This is a genomic window from Modicisalibacter luteus DSM 23508, assembly GCF_000378505.1.
Taxonomy (GTDB): Bacteria; Pseudomonadota; Gammaproteobacteria; order Pseudomonadales; family Halomonadaceae; genus Modicisalibacter; species Modicisalibacter luteus.
This window is the reverse complement of the sequence record NZ_KB899989.1, coordinates 96,801-122,763: the sequence shown is the minus strand read 5'-3', so window position 1 is coordinate 122,763 and position 25,963 is coordinate 96,801. Positions and strand designations below refer to the sequence as shown.

Annotated in this window: 20 protein-coding genes and 1 tRNA gene; 13 read left to right on the top strand and 8 right to left on the bottom strand. The window is 60.0% G+C overall.

The annotated features are described in order from the left end of the window. Positions 1-139: 139 nt before the first annotated feature. On the top strand, positions 140-1,162 hold the full coding sequence (locus F568_RS0100605; protein ID WP_019016759.1) for an SIS domain-containing protein: 1,023 nt from the start codon (positions 140-142) through the stop codon (positions 1,160-1,162). 133 nt (positions 1,163-1,295) lie between these two features. On the opposite strand, the gene F568_RS0100600 is transcribed toward F568_RS0100605, so the two are convergent. Then, a complete protein-coding gene (locus tag F568_RS0100600) occupies positions 1,296-2,309 on the bottom strand; it encodes an AraC family transcriptional regulator (RefSeq protein ID WP_019016758.1) in 1,014 nt (337 codons plus the stop codon). Between the two features lie 80 nt (positions 2,310-2,389). Between F568_RS0100600 and F568_RS0100595 the strand changes: the two genes are divergently transcribed. The 3 genes from F568_RS0100595 to F568_RS0100580 all read left to right on the top strand — a co-directional run bounded on the left by F568_RS0100595 (position 2,390) and on the right by F568_RS0100580 (position 6,055). After that, positions 2,390-3,586, top strand: a complete 1,197-nt coding sequence (locus F568_RS0100595) for an MFS transporter (RefSeq protein WP_019016757.1) — start codon at positions 2,390-2,392, stop codon at positions 3,584-3,586. Between the two features lie 412 nt (positions 3,587-3,998). Further along, entirely contained in the window at positions 3,999-4,814 is an 816-nt protein-coding gene (locus F568_RS0100585) for a Cof-type HAD-IIB family hydrolase (protein ID WP_019016755.1), read from the top strand. Positions 4,815-4,990: 176 nt separating this feature from the next. Then, positions 4,991-6,055 carry an AI-2E family transporter gene (locus tag F568_RS0100580; RefSeq protein WP_019016754.1) on the top strand — a complete coding sequence of 355 codons (1,065 nt, stop codon included), beginning with the start codon at positions 4,991-4,993 and terminating at the stop codon, positions 6,053-6,055. Between the two features lie 52 nt (positions 6,056-6,107). On the opposite strand, the gene F568_RS0100575 is transcribed toward F568_RS0100580, so the two are convergent. The 3 genes from F568_RS0100575 to F568_RS0100565 all read right to left on the bottom strand — a co-directional run bounded on the left by F568_RS0100575 (position 6,108) and on the right by F568_RS0100565 (position 10,297). Then, positions 6,108-7,142: a TIGR01620 family protein gene (locus tag F568_RS0100575; protein ID WP_019016753.1), complete on the bottom strand. Its 1,035-nt coding sequence runs from the start codon at positions 7,140-7,142 to the stop codon at positions 6,108-6,110. Beyond that, positions 7,139-8,545 (bottom strand): YcjX family GTP-binding protein, encoded by a 1,407-nt coding sequence (locus F568_RS0100570; protein WP_019016752.1) that lies wholly within the window; start codon positions 8,543-8,545, stop codon positions 7,139-7,141. Before F568_RS0100570 ends, F568_RS0100575 begins: the two co-directional genes overlap by 4 nt. A 156-nt stretch (positions 8,546-8,701) precedes the next feature. Continuing rightward, positions 8,702-10,297: a solute:sodium symporter family transporter gene (locus F568_RS0100565; protein WP_019016751.1), complete on the bottom strand. Its 1,596-nt coding sequence runs from the start codon at positions 10,295-10,297 to the stop codon at positions 8,702-8,704. Positions 10,298-10,689: 392 nt separating this feature from the next. On the opposite strand from F568_RS0100565, the gene fdnG reads away from it, so the two are divergent. The 7 genes from fdnG (at position 10,690) to F568_RS24770 (ending at position 19,925) form a co-directional block, all read left to right on the top strand. Next, positions 10,690-13,782, top strand: coding sequence for a formate dehydrogenase-N subunit alpha (fdnG, locus tag F568_RS0100555; protein ID WP_479691215.1), 3,093 nt, complete (start codon positions 10,690-10,692; stop codon positions 13,780-13,782). Between the two features lie 9 nt (positions 13,783-13,791). Further along, positions 13,792-14,709 carry a formate dehydrogenase subunit beta gene (fdxH, locus tag F568_RS0100550; protein ID WP_019016748.1) on the top strand — a complete coding sequence of 306 codons (918 nt, stop codon included), beginning with the start codon at positions 13,792-13,794 and terminating at the stop codon, positions 14,707-14,709. Further along, positions 14,709-15,389, top strand: coding sequence for a formate dehydrogenase subunit gamma (locus F568_RS0100545; protein ID WP_019016747.1), 681 nt, complete (start codon positions 14,709-14,711; stop codon positions 15,387-15,389). The genes fdxH and F568_RS0100545 overlap by 1 nt, the downstream gene beginning before the upstream one ends. Before the next feature lie 53 nt (positions 15,390-15,442). Continuing rightward, the gene (fdhE, locus tag F568_RS0100540) at positions 15,443-16,333 is read left to right on the top strand and encodes a formate dehydrogenase accessory protein FdhE (RefSeq protein WP_019016746.1); all 891 of its coding nucleotides are present in this window, start codon (positions 15,443-15,445) and stop codon (positions 16,331-16,333) included. A gap of 94 nt (positions 16,334-16,427) precedes the next feature. Further along, positions 16,428-17,888: an L-seryl-tRNA(Sec) selenium transferase gene (gene selA / locus F568_RS0100535; RefSeq protein WP_229804276.1), complete on the top strand. Its 1,461-nt coding sequence runs from the start codon at positions 16,428-16,430 to the stop codon at positions 17,886-17,888. After that, entirely contained in the window at positions 17,885-19,813 is a 1,929-nt protein-coding gene (gene selB / locus F568_RS0100530) for a selenocysteine-specific translation elongation factor (RefSeq protein ID WP_019016744.1), read from the top strand. The genes selA and selB overlap by 4 nt, the downstream gene beginning before the upstream one ends. A gap of 16 nt (positions 19,814-19,829) precedes the next feature. Further along, positions 19,830-19,925 (top strand) — tRNA-Sec (locus F568_RS24770). Positions 19,926-20,012: 87 nt separating this feature from the next. On the opposite strand, the gene F568_RS24765 is transcribed toward F568_RS24770, so the two are convergent. The 4 genes from F568_RS24765 to F568_RS0100510 all read right to left on the bottom strand — a co-directional run bounded on the left by F568_RS24765 (position 20,013) and on the right by F568_RS0100510 (position 22,910). Then, complete coding sequence (locus tag F568_RS24765) at positions 20,013-20,165, bottom strand: hypothetical protein (RefSeq protein ID WP_019016743.1); 153 nt, start codon at positions 20,163-20,165, stop codon at positions 20,013-20,015. An 88-nt stretch (positions 20,166-20,253) separates the two neighbouring features. After that, a complete protein-coding gene (locus F568_RS0100520; RefSeq protein WP_019016742.1) occupies positions 20,254-20,550 on the bottom strand; it encodes a hypothetical protein in 297 nt (98 codons plus the stop codon). A gap of 470 nt (positions 20,551-21,020) precedes the next feature. Continuing rightward, entirely contained in the window at positions 21,021-22,571 is a 1,551-nt protein-coding gene (locus tag F568_RS0100515) for an alkaline phosphatase D family protein (protein ID WP_019016741.1), read from the bottom strand. Positions 22,572-22,688: 117 nt separating this feature from the next. Further along, positions 22,689-22,910 (bottom strand): hypothetical protein, encoded by a 222-nt coding sequence (locus F568_RS0100510; RefSeq protein ID WP_019016740.1) that lies wholly within the window; start codon positions 22,908-22,910, stop codon positions 22,689-22,691. Positions 22,911-23,018: 108 nt separating this feature from the next. Between F568_RS0100510 and F568_RS0100505 the strand changes: the two genes are divergently transcribed. Together F568_RS0100505 and katE are read left to right on the top strand one after the other, a co-directional pair. After that, positions 23,019-23,567, top strand: coding sequence for a DUF924 family protein (locus tag F568_RS0100505; protein ID WP_019016739.1), 549 nt, complete (start codon positions 23,019-23,021; stop codon positions 23,565-23,567). A gap of 203 nt (positions 23,568-23,770) precedes the next feature. Further along, entirely contained in the window at positions 23,771-25,921 is a 2,151-nt protein-coding gene (gene katE / locus F568_RS0100500; RefSeq protein WP_019016738.1) for a catalase HPII, read from the top strand. Positions 25,922-25,963 lie beyond the last annotated feature (42 nt).

Below are 25,963 nucleotides of genomic sequence, written 5' to 3'. Positions count from 1 at the left end.
TTGTTTCTTCCCAACTGCGCCATCTTTCTGACACCCATATAAGATCAAGGGGTAATTGTTTTGTCTTCATCAGGATCTATGGTGGTGGCGATGACGCTTACCATACAGGTCCCTAGTCAGGCCTCCCGGGAGACGACTCATGAATTCGGTGATGCTCAGTGAAGCGTGTGATGCTCCCGAGTGCATCGCTGGCCAACTGGCCCGTAACGCCGAGCCATTCGCCGAACTCGGCGATTGGCTGCGTCAACGCGACCCGCGCGGTGTGGTCACCGTGGCGCGTGGCAGCTCCGATCATGCCGCCAGCTATTTTGCCTATTTGTGCATGCAGAGCCGCGGTATCCCTGTGGCTTCGATACCGCCATCGTTGACCACCTTGGCGCGGGCACCGTGGCGGCTCGACGGTCAGCTGTCACTGGCTATCTCTCAGTCCGGCCAGAGTCCCGACCTGATAGAGACTCAGCGGGCGCTGGCTGATGGCGGAGCGCAGACGCTGGCGCTGGTCAATACACCGCAGTCGCCGCTGGGCGAGGCTAGCGACCGTGAAATTTCACTGTACGCTGGCGAGGAGCACAGCGTCGCCGCGACCAAAAGCTATCTGGCCACGCTGTCGGCCTGTGCACAGATGCTTGGGCACTGGAATCAGGATCGTGAGTTGCTCGCTGCCCTCGAAACGTTGCCCGAACGGCTGCGCACGGCGACCGAGCAGGATTGGTCGCCGGCCATCGAAGTGCTGCGCGACGCCGACCGGTTGATGGTGGTGGGCCGCGGCGCCGGGCTAGCTGTCGCTCAAGAGGCGGCTCTCAAGTTCAAGGAAACCTGCGCTATCCAGGCCGAGCCGTTCAGCGCCGCCGAGGTCAAGCATGGCCCCATGGCACTGATTGGCCTCGGCTATCCGGTGCTGGTGCTCGCTCCGCCGGGGGCCGAGCAGGCCGGTCTGCTCGAACTCGTTGAATGGCTGAGAAGCGTCGGCGCGCGAGTCCTGCTGGCTGCAGACGAAGGCATCGCCCAGCGTGAGCTGACACTAGTAGATGCCAGGCATGGGGCGCTGCAGCCGCTGTCGGTGATCCAGAGCTTCTACATCATGACTGCGAGGCTGGCCGCGGCGCGCGGCAACGACCCCGATCGACCGCGGCATCTCAAGAAGGTGACCCGGACTCGCTGAGCATGGATGGGAAAAATCGGGCTACCCTTATGTCGATAACAACACTGAGACACCGTGCCTTCATTAACGTTGTACTTCGGGCTGGGCACGTGTTCTTGGGGACGCATTGCTTTATTGGCGTTATCAAGTTTGGTCAGCGCATGGCTGGGTCCATGATCCGTTCCGCCTTCGACGCGGCACGAATCGCGCCGGGGGATTGCCCTGTGATGCGCTTGAAAGCCCGGCTAAAGGCGGCCTGCGAGCCATAGCCCAGACGCAGGGCAACGGTTTCGATCGGCATGTGGTCACGCCCTATCCACTGGGTGGCCAGGCGCATCCGCAGTTCACTCACATAGCGATGCGGCGTCATGCCGGTGATCGCCAGGAAGCGCTCGGCGAAGACCGATCGTGAGCTGCCCATCTCCGCAGCGAGCTCGGCCACCGTCCAGTGGCGGCCCGGGTCGCGATGCAGAGCGCTGATGACACGCCCCAGGCGCGGATCGCGTAGGGCCTCAACCCAGCCAGTCGCATCGCCACAGCCGCACTCTACCCAACCGCGTACGATATAGGCCGAGATTACATCGGCAAGCCGTGCCAGGATGCCGGCAAATCCTGCGCGCTCCGTGCGAGCCTCGCGTTCCATTGCCTCGAGCATGGGCAGGATTTCGGGATGTCGCTCAAGCAGCGTGCCAACCCGCATCACTTCCGGCATCAGGGCCACGAGGGGATGCATGCCGCCGAGGTCGAATTCCAGGCAGGCGCTGAAGAAGACGGCACGGGTCGTCGGACAGCTTCCTTCCGGACATGCTTTGACCGAGCGGACCGACTCGCAGAGCAGGGCACTCTCGTAGTCGGCGATGTCGCGGCTGGGCTGATCCGGTGCCGAAAGCAACTCGTGTTCACCACCTCGCGGCAAGAGCAGGGCATCGCCCGCTTCCAACGTATGTAGTGCTCCGCCCGGGCTGCGCAGAAAGACGGACCCTCGGGCAATGAAGTGGAACTGCGCCCAACCCTCTATGGTGCCGAAACGTAGGCCATAGGGCGGCGTCACCTGGATGCGGCGATAGCGAATGCCGCGCAACCGCATGCCCAGCAGCAATTCGCTGACCCGGTCACTGGGAAGCGAGGCGGGCGGCGTGTGAGTCGATTCGGACGAATAGTCAATCATTCGAGAGCATTTAGCATGGATCGTCCGACGCGTCCATTTTATTCTGCATTGCAACAACCTGTTGGATATAGGACATGCCAATGAACGAACTGACACAACGGGCCGAGCCCGCTTGGGCGGCAGTGATCTCGGTAACGCTGGGCGTCTTCGGGCTGGTCACAGCAGAGTTTCTTCCCGCCAGCCTGCTGACCCCCATGGCGGAAGACTTGGGTATTACCGAAGGGATGGCGGGCCAAGCGGTAACCGCGACTGCAGCGATTGCTCTGCTAACGAGCCTGCTCATCACGGCGGCGATGCGGCGAATCGATCGGCGATTCGTGTTGCTGACCTTCTCGGTTCTTCTGGTTGCTTCCAATTTATTGGTTGCGTTGGCTCCCACCTTGCCGGTGCTGTTAATAGGGCGCGTTCTGCTCGGCGTAGCACTGGGCGGGTTCTGGACCATGTCGGTCGCGACGATCATGCGTCTCGTACCCGAAGAATTGGTGCCGCGCGCACTATCGATCATGTTCAGCGGCGTTTCCGTGGCCACCATTGCCGCAGCACCGCTGGGCAGCTTTTTTGGTGACCTCATCGGCTGGCGCAACGTCTTCCTGGCGGCGTCGCTGCTGGGCCTGTTAGCGCTCGTGGTGCAATACGCTACTTTGCCGCGCATGGCGCCCAGCGGTGTGACGCGCCTGCGTACACTGTTCGATGTGCTGATGCGCCCACGAGTCGGACTCGGCATGCTCGCGGCGGGACTAGTCTTCACCGGCCACTTCGCCTTCTTTACTTATATTCGTCCCTTTTTAGAAACCGTGACCGGCGTCGGGGTGAACGGCGTTGCCGCCATTCTGCTCGGCTTTGGGGTAGCCAATTTCGTGGGCAACTTCCTTGCCGGGGCATTGATCGAGCGCAGCCTGCGCCTGACTTTGGTCGTGGCACCGTTACTGATGGGCACGCTGGGGCTGAGCTTGGCCAGCCAGGGCGGCATGGCCATTCTCGATGGTGCCCTGGTTGCCGTCTGGGGGCTGGCCTTCGGCGCCATCCCGGTGGCCTGGTCCACCTGGCTCTCGCGCACCGTGCCGGACGAGGCAGAGAGCGCAGGTGGGTTACTGGTGGCGGCCATTCAGCTCGCTATCGCTACCGGCGCGGCCGTAGGAGGCATGATCGTCGATATTAGCGGTGTCACATGGGTTTTCATCGCTAGCGGGGGCATGCTGCTCCTGGCGGCACTGGTGATCGTGACTGGCGTCCAGGCACGCGAGGCGTCTGGAGCTGATCTTTCAGCGGGCCAATAGCCGAACGACGGTCATACGGGAGCGGGGTTGCGCTCGGCGAATTGGCCATTCCAGTAGGGGGGACGGATAAGGCGGCGTCATGTGACTGGCTTCATCGAGGCGCCACTATTTAAGGAGGCCGTCTGGTGCATCGAGATAGGCATGGGACTAAAACCACTTGGCCCGCACCTGCAAGGTACGGGCCAAGATCGCTTTCAAACCTTTTTAGCAGACTTCCGGCTTGATGCGCAGGTGTGGCTCGACATGGTTGGTGTAAGCCATGAGTTCACCCGTCTCGTATCCGTATCGCCGCGGGCATTAAGGATGACTAGGGGCGGGTAGCCCTCCAATGCGATAACCTTGCAAGATCGAGAAGGTGTCGTGAAGGCGTCAAGACATCCTAAGAGATGCCGAGAATCAACCAGGAAATCGCATGCACCCCCATCTCATCGTTACGGACCTCGACAATACCCTGCTCAATGCCGAGCACACGCTCGACCCGCTGACCATCGAGACCTTCCAGGCTTTGGCTGCCCAAGGGCACCACTTGGCCCTGGCCTCCGGACGGCACTTTCATGACATCGCGGCGTTTCGTCGCCGCCTGGGCGTCGAGGTCTATATCCTTAGCACCAACGGTGCACACCTCTATGCACCGGATGACACGCTAATCGCCGAGCAGTGGGTACCGCACGACCTGGTCAGGGAGCTGGTACGTATGCCTCGGGATAGCGATATTCGGCTCAACCTGTACACGGGCGATGGCTGGTTGATCGACGCGCCAGCCCCGGAATTGTTGAAACTACACGCGCATACCGGCTTCAGTTATGAGGTTGCCGACCTCGAAGCTCACGATGGCAGTGGTGTCGGCAAGGTACTGTGCATAGGAGATCCCGAAGCATTGGCGGCGCTGGAGGAGAGCATCAAGGCTAGCCTCGGCACTCGCTTGCATATCACCTACTCCATGACGGACTCACTCGAGATCATGGCCGAGGGCGTCAACAAGGGAGTCGCTCTCGAGCGGTTGCTTGCTCGCCTCGACATTCCCGCGTCGCGTTGTTTGGCGTTCGGCGATAATCTCAACGATGCTGAAATGCTGCAGGTGGCCGGTTACGGTTTTATCATGGCCCGGGCCCACCCTGACTTGCCGGCGCGGGTTCCTCAGGCTGAGCGTATCGGTCACCATTACGACAGCGGTGTCGCCCGGCGCTTGCGTGACTTCTTCGGCTTGGCGCTGCCGAAGAACGGATAAGCATTTATAACGTTACGAGCGCTGGAGCGCTGGATAGGGGAAGCGACATTAGTTGAAAGAAAGGAGCTTGCGAAAGGTAAATACTCCAAGGCGATTTCAACGCGGTATGTCCCAGCGCAGTAATTCGTAGCTACCCGCTGAGACAGTAAGCCATTCACATGACAAGGAGTGTCATTGTGTCTTCCAACCAGCATGACCTCAGCGAGTTCCGCCAGCGTGTCTGGATCGTCGCAGGGGTTGCCACGTTAACGATCTCGGCCCTGGCAGCAGTCTGGTTCGGATATCGTATTCTGATGCTGATTTTCGCCGGTCTGTTGCTGGCGTTGTTCTTCTCGCTGCCGGCCGCCTGGCTACAACGTCACACTTTCCTCTCGCAACGCTGGGCATTGGCGGTCGTGCTGCTGGTACTGACTGGGCTGATCGTCGCGTTCAGCTTCAAGTTCGCAATGAGCATCAACCAGGAATTCGCGCAACTGACGCAGGTTGTGCCAGGTTCCCTGGAAGCCCTCAAGGACTGGCTAAGGAAATGGCCTCTTGGCTCCTACTTCGTCGACATGATCGGTAGGGCACCGTCGCTCGAAAGTGCCCTGCAGGACTGGTCATCCCGTGTCTCGTCGCTCTTCTCGACGACCTTCGGCGTGCTGCTAAACATCGTCGTCATCCTGTTCATCGGCTTGTTTGCCGCCTTCGAGCCCTCCATTTACCGAAACGGGCTGATGCGGCTTATCTACCCATCGCAGCGGCCACGCATCGCCAGGCTGCTGATCACCTTGAAATATCGCATGTCCTGGTGGCTGATTGGGCGATTGTCTTCAATGACGGTGATTGGCGTGTTGTGCGGGCTCGGCCTGTGGGCGCTGGATATTCCGATGGCCTTCACGCTTGGCTTGTTGGCGGCGCTGCTATCTTTCATTCCCTATCTGGGGCCGGTGATGTCGTCCGTCCCGGCGTTGCTGGTGGCGTTCTCACAAAGCCCCACCAGCATGCTGCATGTCGCCATTCTCTACTTGGCGATCCAGTTTCTGGAGAGTTACTTCATCACGCCGCTTATCCAACGCGAGGCGGTCAGCATACCGCCAGCCCTGCTATTGGCCGTGCAGGTCTGGCTGGGGCTGTTTGCCGGACTGATTGGTCTTTTGGTAGCGGAGCCGCTGATCGTGCTCAGTATGGCCCTGGTACAGCGGCTGTATGTGGAGGGGTGGGTCGAGCGCAAGCCGTCGCCAAGTACGTCCGACTCCTAGGCTCTGGAATCGCACCGCCGACTATCTGGGGCGAGAGTCCCAACATATGGCCTCATTGCTGCCCCTCGGTCGAGGCCGTCTCCAGGCGGCGCAAGCGCTGCCAGAGTTCGCTGCGTAGATCGCCTATACGCGGAGCTTCTTCCTCATCGAAGGGTAAGGGGCGCATCAGCCGCATGGCACGCAGGCCAAGCCGGGCTGAGAGCAGGCCGACAGCGAGGCCCTGCCCGGCGCGGGCCGATAATTTGCCGGCCAGATTCATGGAAAAAAGCTGCATGCTGGCATCGGAGACCATTTCGCTGGTGCCGGCAAATGCCATATTGGCAAGCACGCTGCGAAACAGCTTGAGTCGGCTGGCATAGCCCAGTTCCAGACCATAGAGCGCGGCGATACGGTCGAGCATTGCCAGGTTGCGCCAAGCCACCAGCATCATGTCGACCAAGGTCAACGGGCTTACGGCGACCATGATAGCGGTATCTCCGGCCATGCGGGAAATCAGACGGCGAGCTTCACGGTCCCGTGGCGCCAAGAGATGATGCGATAGCAGAGCACGGGTTTCGGTGCCGTCATGATGCGCCTGTTGGGCTTGCTGGAAAGCCTGCCAATGCGGGTCGTCGCGGTCGAGCTTCATTTGCTCGCGTAGCCGCTCGGCCCAGCGTGAGGCCTCGCTTCCAGAGGTCGTCTCGAGGCCCGCCAGGCGATCGCGCAGGCTAGCGTGTCGGCGTAGACGACGCAGGCGGAAGAGCTCGCGCAGTAGCGCCGACCCGCCGAGCCCCAATGCCAACAGGCCGAGCATGCTCCACGCGCCGCTGATAAGGTCACCGCTCAACGACGAGACATACAGCGCCTGACCGGCTTCCACGGCACCCAGCGTAAAACTGCCCCCCAGTAACGCCATCAATCCCCAGCGGCGCTTGCGCGGCCTTGCCACGCTGTGGCCCAAGGCGGCATCAGTAGTGGCGGGGAGCGTGTCGTCCAGTGCCCGCGAGTTGGCGTCGATGGCGTAGGTTTCGGCTGGGCGCAGGTCTATCGTGCCGTCCTGGGGGGAAGTGTCCAGCGTAAATCGCTGGCCCGGTTGCGGATCACTCATTTCAGCTTGTCTCCGATCAGCCAGTCGAGGGCGGCGTCCATACGGATATGCGGCAGCCCCTCGCCGCGAATCTCCGGGGATAAGGGGCGGAACGCGGTGAAGGCAAAGCCTTGGCGTGCCCAGAAATCGGGGGGAGGCAGACGCATCGGGACTTCGCCGGGAAACACCAGTGTTTCCTCTCCATTGAGGGTGACACCGCGCAGGGCCGGCGTGCGCTTGCCTTGATGTTCCACTTCATGGGCCTGGGTGGCGCGAATCGAGGCCAGCGACAGCGCCTTGACGGGAACGTCAGCGAAGCGCAAGTCCTTGATCGGCTCGGTCAGCAGGGCTTCCAGCAGCGTCACGAGATGCGTGTGCTGCTCGGAGGTCACATGGTCGGCCTTGGTCGCCGCGATGGCTAGGCGGTCGATACGCGGCGAGAACAGCCGAGAAAGCAGGCTACGCTGGCCATAATCGAAGCTGCGCATCAGCGTCGCCAGGGCGCGCGATAAGTCTTCGAAGCGTTCGGGGCCGGCATTGAGCGCACCCAGCACATCGACCAGAACGATCTGACGATCGAAGCGCTTGAAGTGTTCGCGATAGAACGGTTTGACCACGTGCTGCTGGTAGTAGGCGAAACGTTTGGCCAGGGTGCGGTAGATGCTGTCTTCCGGTAGAGCTTCGAGGCGTTGCCGGTCCGTGTCCTCGAGCCCCAACAACGGAAAGAATTGCAGCACCGGCGCCCCGTCCAGATCGCCGGGCAATAGGAAGCGGCCTGGCTGCAGGTCCGAAAAACCGGCGTTACGCGCGGCCTGAAGCGATGCCGCATAGCGCCCGGCGATATCGGCCAGTTCCGCTTCATCAGCGGTTTCGGCCGGGTCCAGGCGGTCGACCGAGACCAGCCAGTCACTTGCCAATTCGCGGCGTTGCGGCGATAGCGTTGCCTGCTGGCGCTGGCTCCAACTGAAGAAATCATGTTCCAGCAGCGGCAGATCAAGCAGCCATTCGCCGGGGTAGTCGAACAGGTCCAGCGTCAGCGTGGCCGAGTCGCTGCCCAGGGTGCCGAACAGCCCATTGTTCTCGGGGCGATAGCGGATATGCAGACGCAGCTCGCTGATACCCCGTGTAGGTTCCGGCCACTGCGGTGGCCGTTGATTGAGCGATGCGATGGCTTGATCGTAGGGAAAGCGCGGCACCCCCAGGTCCTGCTGGGCGACTCGCTGGGCACCCAGCAAGCGACCTTGACGGGCCGCGGATAGCAGGTCGAGGCGGGCCTCGATGCCGGCATGGCGCAACTGATGCACCAAGGACGTCAAAAAAGCCGTCTTGCCGGCCCGCGACAGTCCGGTGACGGCCAGCCGCAGCTGCCGGTCACGGCTTCGTTCGATGAGGTTGTTGAATTCGCGTGCCAGGCTCTGGCGCATGGAGTGTCCGTTTTCAATCGGGTTCAGTAGCTTAATCTGAGGATGATCAGCGCTGCTGACAAGTCGCGAAACACAAGTTTGCGATATACCAGTCTGAAACGACAACGCCCTGCCTATGAACTGGGGCAGGGCGTTGTTTTGGCGCGGACGGGATGGTTATCCAGCGAACGCCACGTAGATGGCGATGACCAGGATGACCAGTACGATCCCGGCCGGAATGGCGCCTTTCCATGGCGTCAGGTCGACCTGACCGCTATCTTCATGCACCCAGGCGGTAGTGCGCGGACGTACCTTGCCCAGAATCAGCATAATCGCTACCAGCAGAACGAACACCAGGGCCACGAAGTGGAAGTCGTGTATCACGTTCAGGATGCCCGTGAACGGCGGCACGAAGTAGACCAGACCGATGATGGCGCATCCGCCGATCAGCGAGATCTTGGCCCCAATTGCCGGAACGCGCTTGGTCAGCAGCCCCACCAGCACGACGGCAAGGATAGGAATGAAGTACATCGCGTTCATCTTCTGCAGATAGCCGAACAGGCTTTCCTGGCCTGCCAGCAATGGGGCGATGATCATCGAGGAAAAGGCCAGGAGCCAGCCGAAGATTTTGCCGGCACGGACCACTTGCTCCTCGTTAGCGTTCTTGTTGAACACCTCCTTGTACAGGCCGAGGCTGAACAAGGTCGTCGTACTGTTCAGCGCCGAGTTGAACGATGACAGGATCGCACCAACCATCACGGCGGCGAAGAAGCCAGTGAGATAGGGCGGCAGCACGTTGAATACCAAGTGGCCGTAAGCCTCGTCGGCACGCACGTCCTGATCGGCATACAAATAAAAGGCAATGATGCCGGGTAGCACCAGATAAAGCGGTCCGAGTAGCTTGAACAGGCCGGTCAGCAGCACGCCCTTCTGGCCTTCGGCCAGGGTCTTGGCAGCGAAGGTCCGCTGAATGATCTGCTGGTTGGTGGTCCAATAGAACAGGTTGATCAGGAACACGCCGGTGAACAGTGTAGCGAAGGGCACCTGCTGATCCTCGCCACCCACCGAGTTCAGTTTCTCGGGAATGTTCTGCTTGAGGGTATCCCAGCCGGCCAGGACGCCACCGTCATCACTGACCGCCTGCAAACCGAAGTAAACGATCACGAAGCCGCCAACCAGCAGCCCGATGCCGTTGAGAGTGTCCGAGACGGCAACGGTACGCAGACCACCGAACAGCGCATAGATCGAGCCGATCAGACCGACTACCCAGACTGTGGACCACAAAAGCACCGTATTCGATTGGATACCGGTCAGGCCCTGCAGGTCGAGCATGCCGGCCAGTCCCACCGCGCCGGAGTAGAGAATGATCGGCAACAGGATCACGGCGTAGGCGATCAGGAAAATGATGTTGCAGATCAGTTGCGTGGTCTCATCGAAGCGGATGCGCAGTAGTTGCGGCACCGTGGCGATCCCGCTGCGCAGAAAGCGTGGCAGGAAAAACAGTGCCAGGGCGACCAGCGCGATGACGGCAATGACCTCCCAGGCCATCACGCTCAACCCATCATTGAAGGCAGCACCGTTGAGACCGACCATTTGTTCCGTGGACAGGTTGGTCATCAACAACGAACCGGCAATCAAGGGAAAGGTCAGGCTGCGACCGGCGAGGAAATAGCCGCGGGTACTGTTGTGATCGTCACGCCGCGTGACGAACCAGGTGATCAGGGCGACCAACCCGGTAAAGAAGAGAAACGAGAATAGGGTGAGGGCATGCATAAAGGGCATCCTTGTTTGGCTTGACTGGCCTGCGTCCTACCGGAGCAGCGCGAAGCATCGCGCAGCGACAACGCCAACAGGGTTGCTCGAAACAATTCCGGGCAACCCATATTTGGTGCTGTTCGCCGTTGTACGGTACGCGTACATGCTTCGCTGCGGCTCACGATGCGGGACAGTATATAAACGTGAATCGATTCTTCCATCCTCCATTTGTCGGACATACAGGGTTGCATGTCCGGTTATGCAGTGGCAGCGAATATCTCCATAACATATCGTTACGGAAATTATGGTCTTGAATTAGCTAAAGTTTGCCTTGCTGCGTTGTGTATCACTACGCTTGGAGAACAGGACATGGACGAGCTGGGTGCCTTGTTTCCAGGCTTCCTGGCGGCATGGTCCGAGGTGAGGAGAGAAAAATGACACTACGAGTATCAAGGAGGCAGTTCTTCAAGTTGGGAGCTGCAGGGATGGCCTCGTCTAGCATGGCCATGATGGGGTTTGCCCCCGAACCGGCGGTCGCGTCGGTTCGACATTTCAAGCTGAGTGGCGCCAAGATCACCCGAAACACCTGTACCTATTGTTCGGTCGGGTGCGGCTTGCTGCTGTACAGCCGTGGCGATGCCAGCATCAACAACATCGACGACATTTACCATGTCGAGGGCGATCCGGACCATCCGGTCAGCCGGGGTTCGCTGTGTCCCAAGGGGGCCGGCGTGCTCGATTTCATCAAGAGTCGCTCACGCCTGTCGCACCCACTGGTGCGCGAGCCGGGCAGCAACGAGTGGAAGCGGATCAGCTGGAACGAGGCGCTGAACCGTATCGCCCGGCACATGAAGGACGATCGCGACGCCAATTTCGTGACTCAGGACGAGAATGGCAACACGGTCAATCATTGGTTGACTACGGGCTTCCTGGCGGCCTCGGCGTCGTCCAATGAGACAGCTACGCTGACCCACAAGGTGGTACGTAGCCTCGGCATGCTGGCCTTCGACAACCAGGCGCGCGTCTGACACGGACCGACGGTGGCAGGTCTTGCCCCAACATTCGGTCGCGGTGCCATGACCAATCACTGGGTCGATATCCGCAATGCTGATTTGATTCTCTCTATGGGGGGCAACTCGGCAGAGGCGCATCCCGTGGGTTTCCGCTGGGTCATGGAGGCCAAATATCGCAATAATGCTCGTCTGATTTCCGTCGATCCGCGCTTTACGCGTACCGGCGCAGTTGCAGACTTTCATGCCGAAATACGCACCGGCACGGACATTATGTTCTTGGGTGGGCTGATCAATTATCTGATCGAGACCGACCAGATCCACCATGAGTACGTAAGCAACTACACCGATGCTGCGCTGATCGTGCGTGAGGAATTCGGTTTCGAAGATGGCCTGTTCACAGGGTTTGATGCAACGGCCGGGCAATACGACAAGGAGACCTGGCACTACGAGGTCGACGAACAGGGCTTCGCCCGGCGCGACGATACTCTACAGCATCCGCGCTGCGTATATCAGCTGATGCGCCAGCATTACAGCCGCTACACGCTGGATATGGTGGAAACTGTCTGTGGGACGCCTCGCCACAAGATACAGCGTGTCTGGGACATGATCGCCGAGACGGCCAGGACCGGTCAGACCATGACCATCCTGTACGCGCTGGGGTGGACACAGCACTCGATCGGTTCGCAGATCATCCGTACCGGGGCCATAGTCCAGCTGCTGCTGGGCAACATGGGCATGCTCGGTGGCGGGGTCAATGCCCTACGTGGTCACTCCAACATTCAGGGTCTCACCGACCTGGGGCTGCTCTCGAACCTGTTGCCGGGTTACATGAGCCTGGCGAAGGCCGAGGAGCAGGATTACCGGGCCTACATAGAAGAGCGTGTGCGTCAGCCTTTGCTGCCTGATGAGGTGTCTTACTGGCGCCATTACGAGCGGTTCCATGTCAGCCTGATGAAGTCCTGGTTCGGCGATGCGGCGACCGAGGCCAACAACTGGTGCTACGACTGGCTGCCCAAGCTCAAGGCGGATCTCTACGATGTACTGCATACATTCCATCGGATGAGCCTCGGCGAGGTAAACGGTTACTTTTGTCAGGGCTTCAATCCACTGGCGTCGTTCCCGCACAAGGCCAAGGTCACCGCTGCCTTGTCCAACCTGAAGTACCTGGTGGTCATGGATCCTCTGGCGACGGAAACCGCAGAGTTCTGGAAAGATCACGGAGAGTACCATTCCGTGAATCCGGAAGAGATCCAGACCGAGGTATTCCGGTTGCCCACCACGTGCTTCGCCGAAGAGGACGGGGCCATCGTCAACAGCGCTCGTTGGCTGCAATGGCATTGGGCCGCGGCGCCGCCACCGGGAGAGGCGCGGCCGGACGTGGAGATCCTGGGAGGACTATTCCACCGCCTGCAGTACATGTACCGCGAGGAAGGAGGCGTATTTCCCGATCCGATACTCAACCTGACCTGGCCCTACCGGCGGCCTGATTCACCGGGGCCTTCCGAACTCGCGCGCGAGTACAACGGCTGGGCGCTTCAGGATGTCCACGACGAAAACGGCAACCTGCTGTGTCGTGCTGGCGAACAGTTGCCGGACTTCGGGGCGCTGCGGGCAGATGGCAGTACTTCCTGCGGTTGCTGGATCTACTCGGGCGCCTGGACCGAGGAAGGCAACCAGATGGCCCGGCGCGACAACTCCGACCCTTACGGGATCGGCATGACACTGGGCTGGGCCTGGTCCTGGCCGGTCAACCGACGCATTCTCTACAACCGGGCCTCGGCACGCCCTGACGGCACCCCGTGGTCGCAGGACAAGGCGTTGATCTGGTGGAACGGTAGCCGGTGGGTCGGGGCCGATGTGCCGGACTTCCCCAAGCAGACGCCGCCGTCTGCCGGTCTGGGGCCGTTCATCATGAACCAGACCGGGCGTGGGCAACTTTTTGCCAGGGATCGTATGGCGGAAGGCCCGTTCCCCGAGCACTACGAGCCGTTTGAGTCGCCGATCGGCATGAACCCGCTGCATCCCGATAACCCGCTGGCCAAGAACAATCCGGCCGCCAGGGTATTCGAGGTGGACCGGGAAAACTTCGGAACCTTTGAGGAGTTCCCGCATGCAGCCACGACCTATCGCCTGACCGAGCACTTCCACTTCTGGACGACGCACGCGTTGCTCAACTCGATCATGCAGCCTGAGAAGTTCGTGGAAATCGGTTCGACACTGGCCGAAGAGTTGGGTATCGAGCGCGGCGATCGCGTCAGGGTGAGTTCCAAGCGGGGCTACATCGATGCCGTGGCCGTGGTCACCAAGCGCATCCGACCTCTGCAAGTGGCCGGTCAGACGGTACATCAGGTGGGAATTCCGATTCATTGGGGCTTCAAGGGGGTGGCCAAGAAAGCGCGATTGACCAACGAGCTGACGCCTTTCGTCGGTGACGCCAATACCCAGACACCGGAATTCAAGTCGTTCCTGGTCAGGGTCGAGAAGCTCTAAGGAGGCGCTATGCGAGGCGATCAGATCAATCTGCAAAACATCGTGGCGCGTTCGGCGACGACCGAACCGTCTCCCCAGGTGCGACATGGTGGTGTCGAGGAAGTCACCAAGCTGATTGACGTGTCGCGCTGCATCGGCTGCAAGGCATGTCAGGTCGCGTGCTCGGAATGGAATGACCTGCGCGATGATGTAGGGGAATGTGTCGGCGTCTACGACAACCCGATGGACCTCACTCCCGAAACCTGGGAAGTGATGCGCTTCAACGAGTACGAGGACGAGCAGGGCAATCTGGAGTGGCTGATCCGCAAGGACAACTGCATGCACTGCGAGGAGCCGGGCTGTCTGGAGGCCTGCCCGGCTCCCGGCGCTATCGTCAAGTATGCCAACGGTATCGTCGACTTCAATTCCGAGCATTGCATCGGTTGCGGCTACTGTGTGGCAGGGTGCCCGTTCGACATTCCGCGTATCTCGAAGAAGGACGAGAAGGCCTACAAATGCACGTTGTGCTCCGACCGGGTCTTCCATGGCCTGGAGCCGGCCTGCGTCAAGTCATGCCCGACCGGCTCGATCATGTTCGGAACGCGCGAGGACATGCACGAGCTGGCCGCGGCACGCACCGACTTCCTCAAAGGGCGCGGCTACGAAAAGGCCGGTATCTATGATCCTGCCGGGGTAGGGGGTACGCACGTCATCTATGTGCTACAGCACGCCGACAAGCCGGAAATCTATGGTGGCTTGCCGGAAGATCCGCGTATCAGCCCAATGGTGGATGCCTGGAAGGGCGTAACCAAGCCGCTGATGTCGGCGGCTATCGGGCTTGCCGCATTGTCCGGGTTCTTCCATTACGCCACCAAGGGGCCCAAGGAAGAGCCGGAGGATGATCCTGACGAAGAGAAGGCCTCCGAGGCCAGAGAGGAGGATAAGTGATGAGTCACTCCAACCGTGAACGGGGCATTCTCCGCTACCGCTGGTGGACCCGCCTCAACCATTGGACCGTGGCCATCAGCTTCGTGCTGCTGGTGTTGAGTGGACTTGCGCTGTTCCATCCGTTCTTCTGGTCCCTGACCGGCCTGTTCGGCGGGCCGATCATGACACGTGCCTGGCACCCCTTCATCGGGGTGTTCATGACACTCTTCTTCGTGCTGCTGGCCATTCCACTGTTCAAGGACAGTCTAATCAAGCGCTATGATATTCAGTGGCTCAAACAGATCAACGACGTACTCAGCAACCGTGACGAGCGACTCCCGCCGGTGGGCAAGAACAACGCCGGTCAGAAGCTGGTCTACTGGATCATGCTGGGGTGCGTGCCGATCCTGCTGGTCACGGGAATCATCATTTGGCGGCCCTACTTCGCGGAAGGCATGCCTATCTGGCTGCTGCGTTTCTCCGTGATGGTCCATGCCTACACTGCCTTCCTGGCCATCATTACCCTGGTCATCCATATCTACTCGGGGATCTGGGTCAAGGGCTCCATCCGGGCCATGGTCCAGGGGCGGGTCAGCAAGGCGTGGGCCAAGCATCATCACAGCCTGTGGTACGACGAGGTGATGAAGGAGCGCAAACAGCAACCGGCGGCCAAGGATGACTCCTCTGCCCGCCCACAATAATTTCTTAGGGTGATGATGTGAATCATGCATACGGTAGTGCGCCGGAGGGGGTCATGGACCCTCCGGCGGTTTTGCTTCCCGGGCGCGATGTTTTCGCTGCCCGGGCTCAGCGCCTGCGAGACCTCGCCGGTCGAGTAGAGGCGCTGAGCGACTTTCTCGCCTTCATGGCACAGGTTGCCCAGGCTCAGCAGGCCGCCTTGGAGCAGGGGGTGCCGGCCTGGAAGCCCGAACCCGAGGCATTCACCTTGGCGTTGGAGCATGGAATGGCTCCCCTAAGCGTCGATGCCCTGCGTCGTGACGTCGACCTGCAAGGCGAGCTGAGCGTATTGCTCGACGCGCTGGACCTTCATGTCGGAGAAGCACAGCGCCCCCTGATCGAGCGTTTGCGAAACATGCCCAGCGAGGAAAGGGATAGTCTGGTCGTGGCACTGCTGGACGGACAGCCCGGCCCCGAAGAGGATCGGGGTGTCATGCCCTTGCTGGCTGCGGCGTTGCAGGTAGCCTGGGTGCGCCTGGTAGAGGTGTTGCCGGATGTGCCGAAGCGCCCGCCGGCCGAGGCGAGATCGATCTGTCCATGCTGTGGCTCGGCGCCGGTGGCAAGTGTCATTCAGAATGCCCCGGAGTATCGCGGGGCTCGCTATCTGCAGTGCGGACTGTGTGCCACCCAGTGGTACCTTGAGCGTGCACGCTGCAGTGTGTGTGATCAGACGGGCAAGCTGGAATACCTGAGCCTGGAGGACGAGGAGGGTAATCCTTGGCTGCCTGTTCAGGCGGAAACCTGTGGCGACTGCCACAGCTATCTCAAGATCATGCCGCGGGAGATCGACGCCCGTCTCGAAGCAGTGGCCGATGACCTGGCGAGCCTGGCGCTGGACCTCTCGCTTGGCGAAGACGGCACCTTCCAGCGTAGTGGTTACAACCCGCTGCTCATTGTCGGCGACTGAACCGTCGGCGTGGACGGCAGGCTGTCGATCATGCTATGCCATAGGGCTTAACCGGGCTAAGTGCGATAGCCCATAACGCTTTTTTGGCATGGACATGAACACGACAATGGACGTTAGACGCCGCTTGCCTGCCGTTGACGCCTTGATGGCCGACCCAAGCCTGCAAGATACCCTCAAGCGACACAGCCGTTCACTGGTGCGTCGTTCCGTACGCGAAACGCTGGATGATGCGCGCCGGCGATTGCAGAATCAGGCGCTGGATGCCGACTCGTTGCCTATCGAGTTCGGCGATCTCGTACAGCGCTGCGTGTCCCGCCTCGACACCCTGACCCAGCCCAACAGCCGCGCCGTCTTCAACCTGACCGGTACGGTGATTCATACCAACCTGGGGCGTTCGCCATTGCCCGAGCCGGCCATCGAGGCCATGGCTGAGGCAGCGCGTCATCCGATTGCCCTGGAGTACGACCTGGAGAGCGGCGGGCGCGGAGATCGCGATACGCTGGTCGAGTCCCTGCTCTGCGAGCTTACCGGAGCCGAGGCCGCCACCGTGGTCAACAATAACGCTGGGGCGGTGGTGCTGGCGCTAGGGGCGCTGGGGGCGGGCCGCGAGGCGGTCATCTCTCGCGGCGAATTGATCGAGATCGGCGGGGCGTTTCGCATGCCCGACATCATGCAGGCGGCAGGCTGTAGTTTGCACGAGGTCGGCGCGACCAACCGCACCCACGCACGTGATTTTGAAGGGGCGCTCAACGACGAGACCGGGCTGATCGTCAAGGCTCACACCTCCAACTACGCTATCACCGGTTTCACCAAGAGCGTACCCGAGCACGAACTCGCCGAGATTGCCCATCGGCATGGCGTGCCCTTCTTGGTCGACCTGGGCAGTGGGGCGCTGACCGACCTGGCGGCGCTAGGACTGCCTTACGAAGCCCTGCCGCGCGATACCATTGCCGCTGGGGCCGATGTGGTCACTTTCAGTGGTGACAAACTGCTGGGCGGACCACAAGCTGGCATCATCGTCGGCAAGCGCGAGATGATCGAACGCATCAAGCGACACCCGCTGAAGCGAGCGCTGCGGCTCGACAAGTTGATGTTGGCTGCACTCGAGGCGACGCTGCGTGTGTACCGCGACAGCGATACACCCGCGCGCGACATCCCTGCCTTAGCCATGCTCACCCGACCTGAGGTCGACATTGCCGCCTTGGGCGAGAGGCTGCTTCCCTCTGTTCGTACGTTGCTCGACGATGTCGATGTGACGCTGCAGGACTGCATGAGCCAACTCGGCAGTGGCTCGCTACCGGTCGATCGTCTGCCCAGCCGTGCCTTGGTCTGGCGGCCTCAGGCGCAAGAGCGCCAGGCGCGCGAGCGAGCGCTGCGCTGTCTCGAAATGGCCTTCCGTTGCCTGCCGAAGCCGGTCATAGGCCGCCTGCGCGACGGGGCACTGCATCTCGACTTGCGTTGCCTGATGGGGGAAGCCCAGGAGCGGCAATTCGTGGACCAGCTCAAACTACTCAAGTCGCACTACATCGCAAGCCGGACTAGGGAGGAGACATGATTGTCGGTACGGCAGGACATGTCGACCATGGCAAGACCGCGTTGATCCACTGTCTGACCGGCGTCGACACGGATCGTCTCAAGGAGGAAAAGGCGCGTGGGCTGACCATCGAGGCGGGGTTTGCCTATCCCGAGGTCGAGTCGGACATTGAACTCGGCTTCGTCGACGTGCCCGGTCACGAAAAGTTCATTCATAACATGCTGGCCGGTAGCGCGGGCATCGATAGCGTGTTGTTGGTGGTCGCCGCCGATGATGGCGTAATGCCGCAGACCATCGAGCATGTACAAATCCTGACCTTGCTGGGGCTGTCGCAGGGACAGGTAGCGCTGACCAAATGCGATCTGGTGGATGCGACTCGGCTTGATCGGGTCGAAGAAGACATTCGCCAGTTGCTGGAGGCCACTCCGCTGGCAGAGGCTCCTGTATATCGCGTCTCGAGCCGCAGTGGTGAAGGGATTGATGCCTTGCGCGATTCACTGTGGACCCAGGCTGCCAAACGTCATGAAACGCTGGCCTGGGGCGCATTTCGTCTGGCGGTGGATCGTGTCTTTACCAAGACCGGAGCAGGATTGGTCGTGACCGGAACGGCCTTGAGCGGAACCGTGCGGCAGGATGATGTGCTGCGCCTTGAACCGTCGGGTGTACGCGCCCGAGTACGCAGCTTGCGGCGGCAGCATCGCGAAAGCGAACAGGCCCATCAGGGCGATAGGGTGGCCCTCAACCTGACGGGCAGCGGGGTGGAGCGCGATGCAATCGTGCGTGGCGGCTGGGTGGTTGCAGAGTCGCTGGACACACCACTGCTGCAGCGGGTCGATGTCGATCTTACCCTGCTAGGCAGTGTGGCGGCACTCAAGCATTGGACCCCTGTGCACATTCACTTGGGGGTGGCGCGGCTGACCGGGCGCGTATCTCTGCTGGAAGGCCAACGACTGGAACCCGGTAACAGAATGCTGGGCCAGTTGGTTCTGGACCGGCCCGTGCACGCCTGCCTGGGCGATCGCTTCGTGATTCGCGATCATGGCGGCCAAACGACCTTGGGTGGCGGCATCGTGCTTGATGGAGACCCCCCGCGGCGCGGCCAGCGTGCTCCCAAGCGACTGACCTGGTTGTCATCCTTGGCCGAATGTGCAGAGACAGGAAAGCCTTATCGCCTTGACCGTCCGCTGGAGACTGGTTTGACGCTGTGGCCCGATGGGCTGGATCTCGGCATGCTGGCACGTAACATCAATATCGACCAGCAGTACCTGGCGGCACGAGTCGAGGCGTTGGGAGGGCAGGTCATCACGGTGCAGGGGCAGGCCAGGGCCTTTTCTCGCCAAGCCCTGGATAGCCTGAAAGCAAGAACGTTCGAGACACTGCAGCGCAATCACGAAAGTGAGCCTTCCATGCTGGGGACGGAGCGTGAGCGCTTGCGTCGGCAGGTCATGCCTGGCCTGCCTGGGGCATTTTTCCGCCCCTTGTTGAATGCCATGATCGAGGCAGGCGAGATCGAGCGGTATGGACCGTTTCTAGCGTTACCTGGGCACCAGGCGGCATTGGATGAGGCTGACGAGCGTCTATGGCAGCGAGTCCAGCCGTTGATTGTTTCCAGGCCGTTCGAGCCGCCTCGCGTCCGTGATATGGCCGCCGCTGAAGGGATTGATGAGCAGGTGATGCGTCAGTCACTGATGGCCTGTGCGCGTCTTGGGCGGCTCTATCAGGTCCGCAAGGATCACTTCTTCGAGGCCCCAGCGGTCGAATCCTTGGCTCGCATTGTAAAGGAGCTGGAATCCCGTCATGGCGCCGCACGTGCTGCGGATTTCCGTGACTGTATCGGCACCGGACGCAAACTTGCGATTCAAATCCTTGAATTCTTTGATAGAATCGGGTTCACTCGACGTGTCGGTGATGATCATGTGATTCGCCGACATGACCTGTTCGACTAGCACGACATGCACTCGTGGAAGAGGATCGACCCCCGGTGGGGCGGCCAGGCTTCAAACCTGGTAGGGGCTGCCAGCGGTCCCTGGTGGGTTCGACTCCCACGCTCTTCCGCCATTGATGCCTGGATTTCGTACGCAAAGCGCCCCAGCCGCCATAAGACGGCTGGGGCGCTTATGTGATACGTCAAGCAACCTTGTGGCTTTAGTTGCGACGAGTCTCTTGACTGTCAGCGTGCTCGCGTTCGTTTTTCTCATCAAGGCTGTTCCAAGCCTGCTCACCCTTGCGCTTGGCCTTCTGGCGATTTTCGGATTTCCTTAACCACCAGGCGGCACCTGCTGCAAATAAGCCTTTCATGCAAACCTCCTTGCTGCATCAAGTATGTCCCTTTGGTATGGACGTTTGTGGCCGTCAGGTCAAGGGAGGCGAAGCGCAGGCGAGGCGGTTATTTGACGGCATATGCCTGGGCCGGCTTGTGCCACAGGCGGTCGGTCGCCTTGAGCCAGTCTCCGCATTGCGTACCGGCACCCGCCCAGTCCTGACTCATCCGGCTGATGAAAAGTGAATCTCCCCTTTTTATGTATGGCAGCAGGCTATCCCTTAATTCTCCGGATTCGGTGTCTGCTTGGATCAGCCAGAAAGAGTCCATGACATGCACGTGAGGATAGGACTCTAGGCACTCGTAAAAGCCGTTGTATTCTTGAGGTAAGGTCAGGTCATAGGCGATAGCGTAAATGGCCATAATTTTCTCACTGCGTGTTGTTGTAAGCGAGGCGTTTGACATTGATAGAGTAGCAATAACGCTCGCTAATCGACGACAGGAATCTAACCTACGTTAATGATGAGAAAGTCCAGCTTTTTGACTGGCACAGCATGACTAGAGCCGCCACCGAGGAAAACCCCAGCCGGCATGCAGGAAATCGTGGAGTAGAGAGGCAAACGAATTAGGCCCGGCCATTGCTGGCCGGGCCCTGCAGTACTACGTGCTGCATTACGGTAAGCCTTGCTGGGGATCCTTGGCGTTGATGGCGTCCTGCCCTTCGATGCCTACATTCCCATGTCTCGATCATCCTGATCGCGCACAATCCTGAACTGGCAGCCGTTCCATGGCCGCTGCTCACCGTGGCTTTTACTTTAGTCGTAGCCGCTTCGCTTCGTCAAGAAAAAACCATGATTTTCAGTAGCTTAATCTCGATTAAATAGAGTGTTCCATTAAGATGGAGCCAGGCGCTTCTCGAACAGGGAAGCGCCTGCGGTGTCCTTCAGTGTCACTGTCAGCTCACGCGAGTCAGCATCAAAATCGACCTGACCAAAGAACTGGTATCCTGCCGATGGGGGCAAATTGGCCTGTCCCGGTGGCGGTGCCTTGTAAAAGACCGCCTCGGGGCCAAAGGTCGCGTCCAACTCTCCAGGTCCAAACGTACCTGCGTTGAGAGGACCGCTGACGAACTCCCAGAACGGCGTGAAATTCTGGAAGCTTGCTCTCTCTGGGGAGTAGTGGTGGGCGGCCGTGTAGTGCACGTCGGCGGTCAGCCAGACGATGTTTTGCACGTTGGCCTTGTGCAGGCCCTCCAGCAGGCGAGCGATTTCCTGTTCACGTCCCAAGGGCCGTCCCGATTCAGCGTTGGCTACCGCCTCGTAACGCTCGCCATCCTTGACCACCAGCCCGAGCGGCATGTCGGAGGCGATAATCTTCCACGTCGCTTGGGATTGGCGTAGCCCGTCCAGTAACCATTGCAATTGTGCATCACCGAGAAAGGCGGCGCTGCCACCCGGTGCAGTCTGCCGGTTGTCGGAGTTGGCACCCCGATAGCTGCGCATGTCGAGGCGAAAGACCTCCAGGTCGGGACCATAGGTAAAGCGCCGATACAGGCGATCCGGGGCATCTGCCGTTTGTCGTACCGGCATATAGTCCATGAAGGCACGCCGTGCGCGTGCATTGAGCAGAGAAACGTTCTTTTCCGTATAGCGCGGATCGTCGAGCACTTCGCCGGGGTACCAGTTGTTCACCGTCTCATGATCGTCCCACTGGGCGAACATGGGCACCTCGGCATTGAAGCGGCGCAAGTTGTCGTCGAGCAGGTTATAGGCGTATTGCCCGCGATACTCTTCCAGTGTCTCGGCGACCTTGGCCTTGGCTGGAGTCACGATGTTGCGCCAGGTCGTCCCATCCTCCAGCGTGACGCTCTCCTGTAGCGGGCCATCGGCATAAATGGTATCGCCTGAGTGGATGAAGAAATCGGGCTGAACCTGCCGCATCGTCTCATAGATACGCATTCCGCCCAGGTCAGGATTGATGCCCCAACCTTGGCCGACAGTATCCCCTGACCACACGAAACGTACATTGCGTGACTGGGATGGTGGCAGGCGTAGCCGGCCCATCACTGGTTCACTCAGGGCACGTTCGTCTCCCAGTGCGGCATAGCGCACACGGTAGTGCAGGGATTCCATATCCCCAAGTCCGGTGACGTCGAGTTTGGTCGTGTAGTCATCAACCGGCAGGGCGGTGGGGCCAACCAGGCGCCGAGCTCCCTTGAACGACGGATTATCGGCGAGTTCGAGGATCATCTGCGCGGGGCGGTCACTACGGCTCCAGACCATGGTGCGTCCCGGCTGAATGTCGCCGCTCATGATGCCGTGGGTAATAACTGGCCGGCGTGACTCCGCAAGCACGATTGCCGGGGCGCCAAGCAAACTGACGGCACCGAAGGCGGCACCGGCATGCAGGCTGTGCGATAGGAAGCGACGACGGGACAGGGGCATGGTTTCCTCCTAGAACGAGTTGCCTCTCGGCATTGAGAGCTTGGGCGTTAGCCTGCCTGTCGTATATGACAAGGCTCTGACCACGTCGTGAGCCTGTGATGACAAAGAGATGACCGTTCAGCGCGGAGGCGGCGGCGATACCGGTGTGGCCGGGTCTACGAAGCCGAACAGCTGAAGCAGAAGCGGACTGGCTGCAATCAGGAACCCGAGCACGGCGAGGAGCCGGCCCAGCACTCGATGGGAAGGGCGGCGGGCCAGGTGAAGCCCGACGAGACAGACAATGATGCCGATGAGATTGAAAAGATAACCGGCCATGGCCAGTATCTGCGCTAATGTCATGGGAAACTCTAGTTTCGTAAACGCGATCATGAGCGCATGAAAGGCTCGCCGTCGGGACTGGCGTTACCTACGCTCAGGTTATCAATTTGCGAGCATAGGGGTAGAGACATGAGCGAGACGACGGCCCAGGACATTCTTCAGTTCTGGTTCGAGACACTCGAACCGCGGCAGTGGTTCGTCAAGGACGATGCGCTCGATGCAGAGATCACCGAACGCTTTTCGTTCGTGTTGCAAGCTGCCATTGCGGGGGAGTTGTGGACTTGGCGACGCTCGCCGCAAGGTCGTCTGGCCGAGATTCTTGTACTGGACCAGTTCTCGCGCAATATCCATCGTGGTCAGATCAACGCTTTCGCACAGGATCCGCAAGCGCTGGTGCTGGCTCAGGAAGCCGTAATGGCCGGGGCGGATAGGCATCTCGAGGTGCACCAGCGAGCGTTTCTCTACATGCCCTACATGCATAGTGAATCGTTGCTTATTCATGAAGAGGCTCTAAGGCTATTCGACCAGCCCGGCCTCGAAGACAACCTTGACTATGAACATCGTCACCGGGCAATCCTCGAACGTTTCGGCCGCTACCCGCATCGTAATGCGCTGCTGGGGCGTCCCTCGACCCCGGAAGAGCTGGCGTTTCTCGAGCAGCCGGGCTCTTCGTTCTAAAGCAGACACTTAACGAAAGCACCGCGCGAACTTGCGCTGCGTTAATGGGGCTGTCTACCTTGCAAGGGCAGTGATAACCAAAACCAGACAGAATGTTTGCCTGCCGGTAAAGAGCCGACATGGTCATTTGCCATGTTCTTGTTCATGCCGGTGCGGCCTTATGAGGAGGGTGGACCACACAAGCCAACGAGGAGCGTTTGAGCATGGCGAATAACCCCCATACGAACCCCAACAGCAATGGTCCACACGACGAAAAGTTCAAAACGAGCGAGAACAGTAAGTCGGAGAGCCTCGAAACGTATCGAAGCGACGCCGAAGGACATGATTTACGTACCAACCAAGGTGTGCGTATCTCGGATAACCACAACTCGCTGAAAGCCGGCGAACGTGGTCCCACTCTGATGGAAGACTTCATCTTCCGCGAGAAGCTCAATCACTTCGACAACGAACGTATTCCCGAGCGTATCGTTCATGCGCGGGGCTCTGCGGCGCATGGGTATTTTCAACCCTACGAGACGGCGGCGAAGTACTCCAAGGCGGGGGTGTTTCAGGATCCCGGCAAGAAAACGCCGGTCTTCGTGCGTTTTTCCACGGTGCAAGGGCCACGGGGCTCCAACGATACAGTGCGCGACGTGCGTGGCTTCGCTACCAAGTTCTATACCGACGAAGGTAACTGGGACTTGGTCGGCAACGACATGCCGGTGTTTTTCATTCAGGACGCCATCAAGTTCCCCGACTTTGTGCATGCGGTGAAGCCCGAGCCGCATAACGAGATTCCCCAGGGCCAGTCCGCTCATGACACTTTCTGGGATTTCGTGTCATTGATGCCCGAAGCCACACACATGGTGCTGTGGACCATGTCGGATCGAGCCTTTCCCCGGCACTATCGCAACATGGAAGGGTTTGGAGTCCATACTTTCCGCCTGATCGACAAGCAGGGCAAGGCACGTTTTGCCAAGTTTCATTGGAAACCGCTGGCCGGTACCTGTTCGTTGATCTGGGATGAAGCCCAGAAACTCTGGGGCCGCGATCCCGACTTCAACCGCCGGCAGATGTGGGATGATATCGAGAGCGGCAATTTTCTCGAGTATGAGCTTGGCGTGCAGATTGTCGAGGAGGAGGACGAGCATAAGTTCGACTTTGACCTGCTCGACCCGACCAAGCTCATTCCCGAAGAGTTGGTGCCGGTCACTCCCATCGGTAAGATGACTCTCAACCGCAACCCGGACAACTTCTTCGCCGAGACCGAGCAGGTGGCATTCAGCCCTGCCCATGTGGTGCCGGGCATCGATTTTACCAACGATCCATTGCTACAGGGCCGTCTGTTCTCGTACCTGGACACCCAGATGCTGAGACTCGGCGGGCCCAATTTTCACGAGATTCCCATCAACCAACCTGTGTGCCCGGCACACAATAATCAGCGCGATGCCATGCATCGCCAGACCATTAACAAGGGGCAGGCCTCGTACGAGCCCAACTCTATTGACGGCGGCTGGCCAAGCGAGACACCGGCAGCGCCCGAAAATGGAGGTTTCGAGTCCTACCAGGAACGTGTCGATGCGCGCAAGATTCGTGCACGCAGCCCCTCGTTCGGTGATCACTATTCTCAGGCGACGCTATTCTGGAACAGCCAGACCGATGTCGAGAAGGAACATATCATCGGCGCCTATACTTTCGAGCTCTCCAAGGTGAAACGGCCCTGGATTCGCGAGCGGGTGATCAAGGAAATCCTGCCTAACATCGACCTCGAGCTGGCGCGTCGAGTAGGCGAAAACCATGGTATCGAGACACCAACCAGCAAGCCGGCACCTGCTGAGGAACTGGGCGCCAGCACACTGGTGGATTCGCCGGCGCTGAGCCTGATGGCGCGTCTTCCGGGCAATATCAAGTATCGCAAAGTAGCGATCCTGGTTGCCGATGGTGTCGACGCCGACCATGTCGAGGGCACCAAGTCGCGTCTCGAGGCGGAAGGGGCGCAAGCCATGGTCATTGCTCCGAGCATGGCACCGGTAAAGGCAGCCAGTGGCCAGACCGTGTCGCCGGATGGCATGCTCAACAGCGAACCTTCGGTGACCATGGATGCGGTAGTCGTGGCGGGTGGAGCCGAAAGCGTCACGACACTTTCCCAATCCGGCGACGGCGTGTATTACCTTCAGGAAGCCTACAAGCACCTCAAGGCCATCGCCGCTATTGGCGAGGGTAGGGGGCTGCTGGCCAAGGCCGGTGTTCCCATGCAGGAGGATGGTATCTTCCTCGGGGCAACGGTAGATGACATCTTTACGCCCTTTGCCGAGGCGATGGGCAAGCATCGGGTGTGGTCGCGCGATTCGAAGGCCAACACGATGCCGGCTTGACAGCCTAACTTCACTCGACGAAACGGCGTTGAGACCCGCCGC

Bases quoted from the DNA above. Each gene is read 5' to 3' on its own strand.
- selA (WP_229804276.1), top strand. From the start codon at position 16,428: ATGAACACGACAATGGACGTTAGACGCCGCTTGCCTGCCGTTGACGCC.
- F568_RS0100515 (WP_019016741.1), bottom strand. From the start codon at position 22,571: ATGCCCCTGTCCCGTCGTCGCTTCCTATCGCACAGCCTGCATGCCGGT.
- F568_RS24765 (WP_019016743.1), bottom strand. From the start codon at position 20,165: ATGAAAGGCTTATTTGCAGCAGGTGCCGCCTGGTGGTTAAGGAAATCC.
- katE (WP_019016738.1), top strand. From the start codon at position 23,771: ATGGCGAATAACCCCCATACGAACCCCAACAGCAATGGTCCACACGAC.
- F568_RS0100505 (WP_019016739.1), top strand. From the start codon at position 23,019: ATGAGCGAGACGACGGCCCAGGACATTCTTCAGTTCTGGTTCGAGACA.
- F568_RS0100565 (WP_019016751.1), bottom strand. From the start codon at position 10,297: ATGCATGCCCTCACCCTATTCTCGTTTCTCTTCTTTACCGGGTTGGTC.
- F568_RS0100585 (WP_019016755.1), top strand. From the start codon at position 3,999: ATGCACCCCCATCTCATCGTTACGGACCTCGACAATACCCTGCTCAAT.
- F568_RS0100545 (WP_019016747.1), top strand. From the start codon at position 14,709: ATGAGTCACTCCAACCGTGAACGGGGCATTCTCCGCTACCGCTGGTGG.
- fdxH (WP_019016748.1), top strand. From the start codon at position 13,792: ATGCGAGGCGATCAGATCAATCTGCAAAACATCGTGGCGCGTTCGGCG.
- F568_RS0100520 (WP_019016742.1), bottom strand. From the start codon at position 20,550: ATGGCCATTTACGCTATCGCCTATGACCTGACCTTACCTCAAGAATAC.
- F568_RS0100605 (WP_019016759.1), top strand. From the start codon at position 140: ATGAATTCGGTGATGCTCAGTGAAGCGTGTGATGCTCCCGAGTGCATC.
- F568_RS0100595 (WP_019016757.1), top strand. From the start codon at position 2,390: ATGAACGAACTGACACAACGGGCCGAGCCCGCTTGGGCGGCAGTGATC.
- F568_RS0100510 (WP_019016740.1), bottom strand. From the start codon at position 22,910: ATGACATTAGCGCAGATACTGGCCATGGCCGGTTATCTTTTCAATCTC.
- F568_RS0100570 (WP_019016752.1), bottom strand. From the start codon at position 8,545: ATGCGCCAGAGCCTGGCACGCGAATTCAACAACCTCATCGAACGAAGC.
- selB (WP_019016744.1), top strand. From the start codon at position 17,885: ATGATTGTCGGTACGGCAGGACATGTCGACCATGGCAAGACCGCGTTG.
- F568_RS0100575 (WP_019016753.1), bottom strand. From the start codon at position 7,142: ATGAGTGATCCGCAACCGGGCCAGCGATTTACGCTGGACACTTCCCCC.
- fdhE (WP_019016746.1), top strand. From the start codon at position 15,443: ATGGACCCTCCGGCGGTTTTGCTTCCCGGGCGCGATGTTTTCGCTGCC.
- F568_RS0100600 (WP_019016758.1), bottom strand. From the start codon at position 2,309: ATGATTGACTATTCGTCCGAATCGACTCACACGCCGCCCGCCTCGCTT.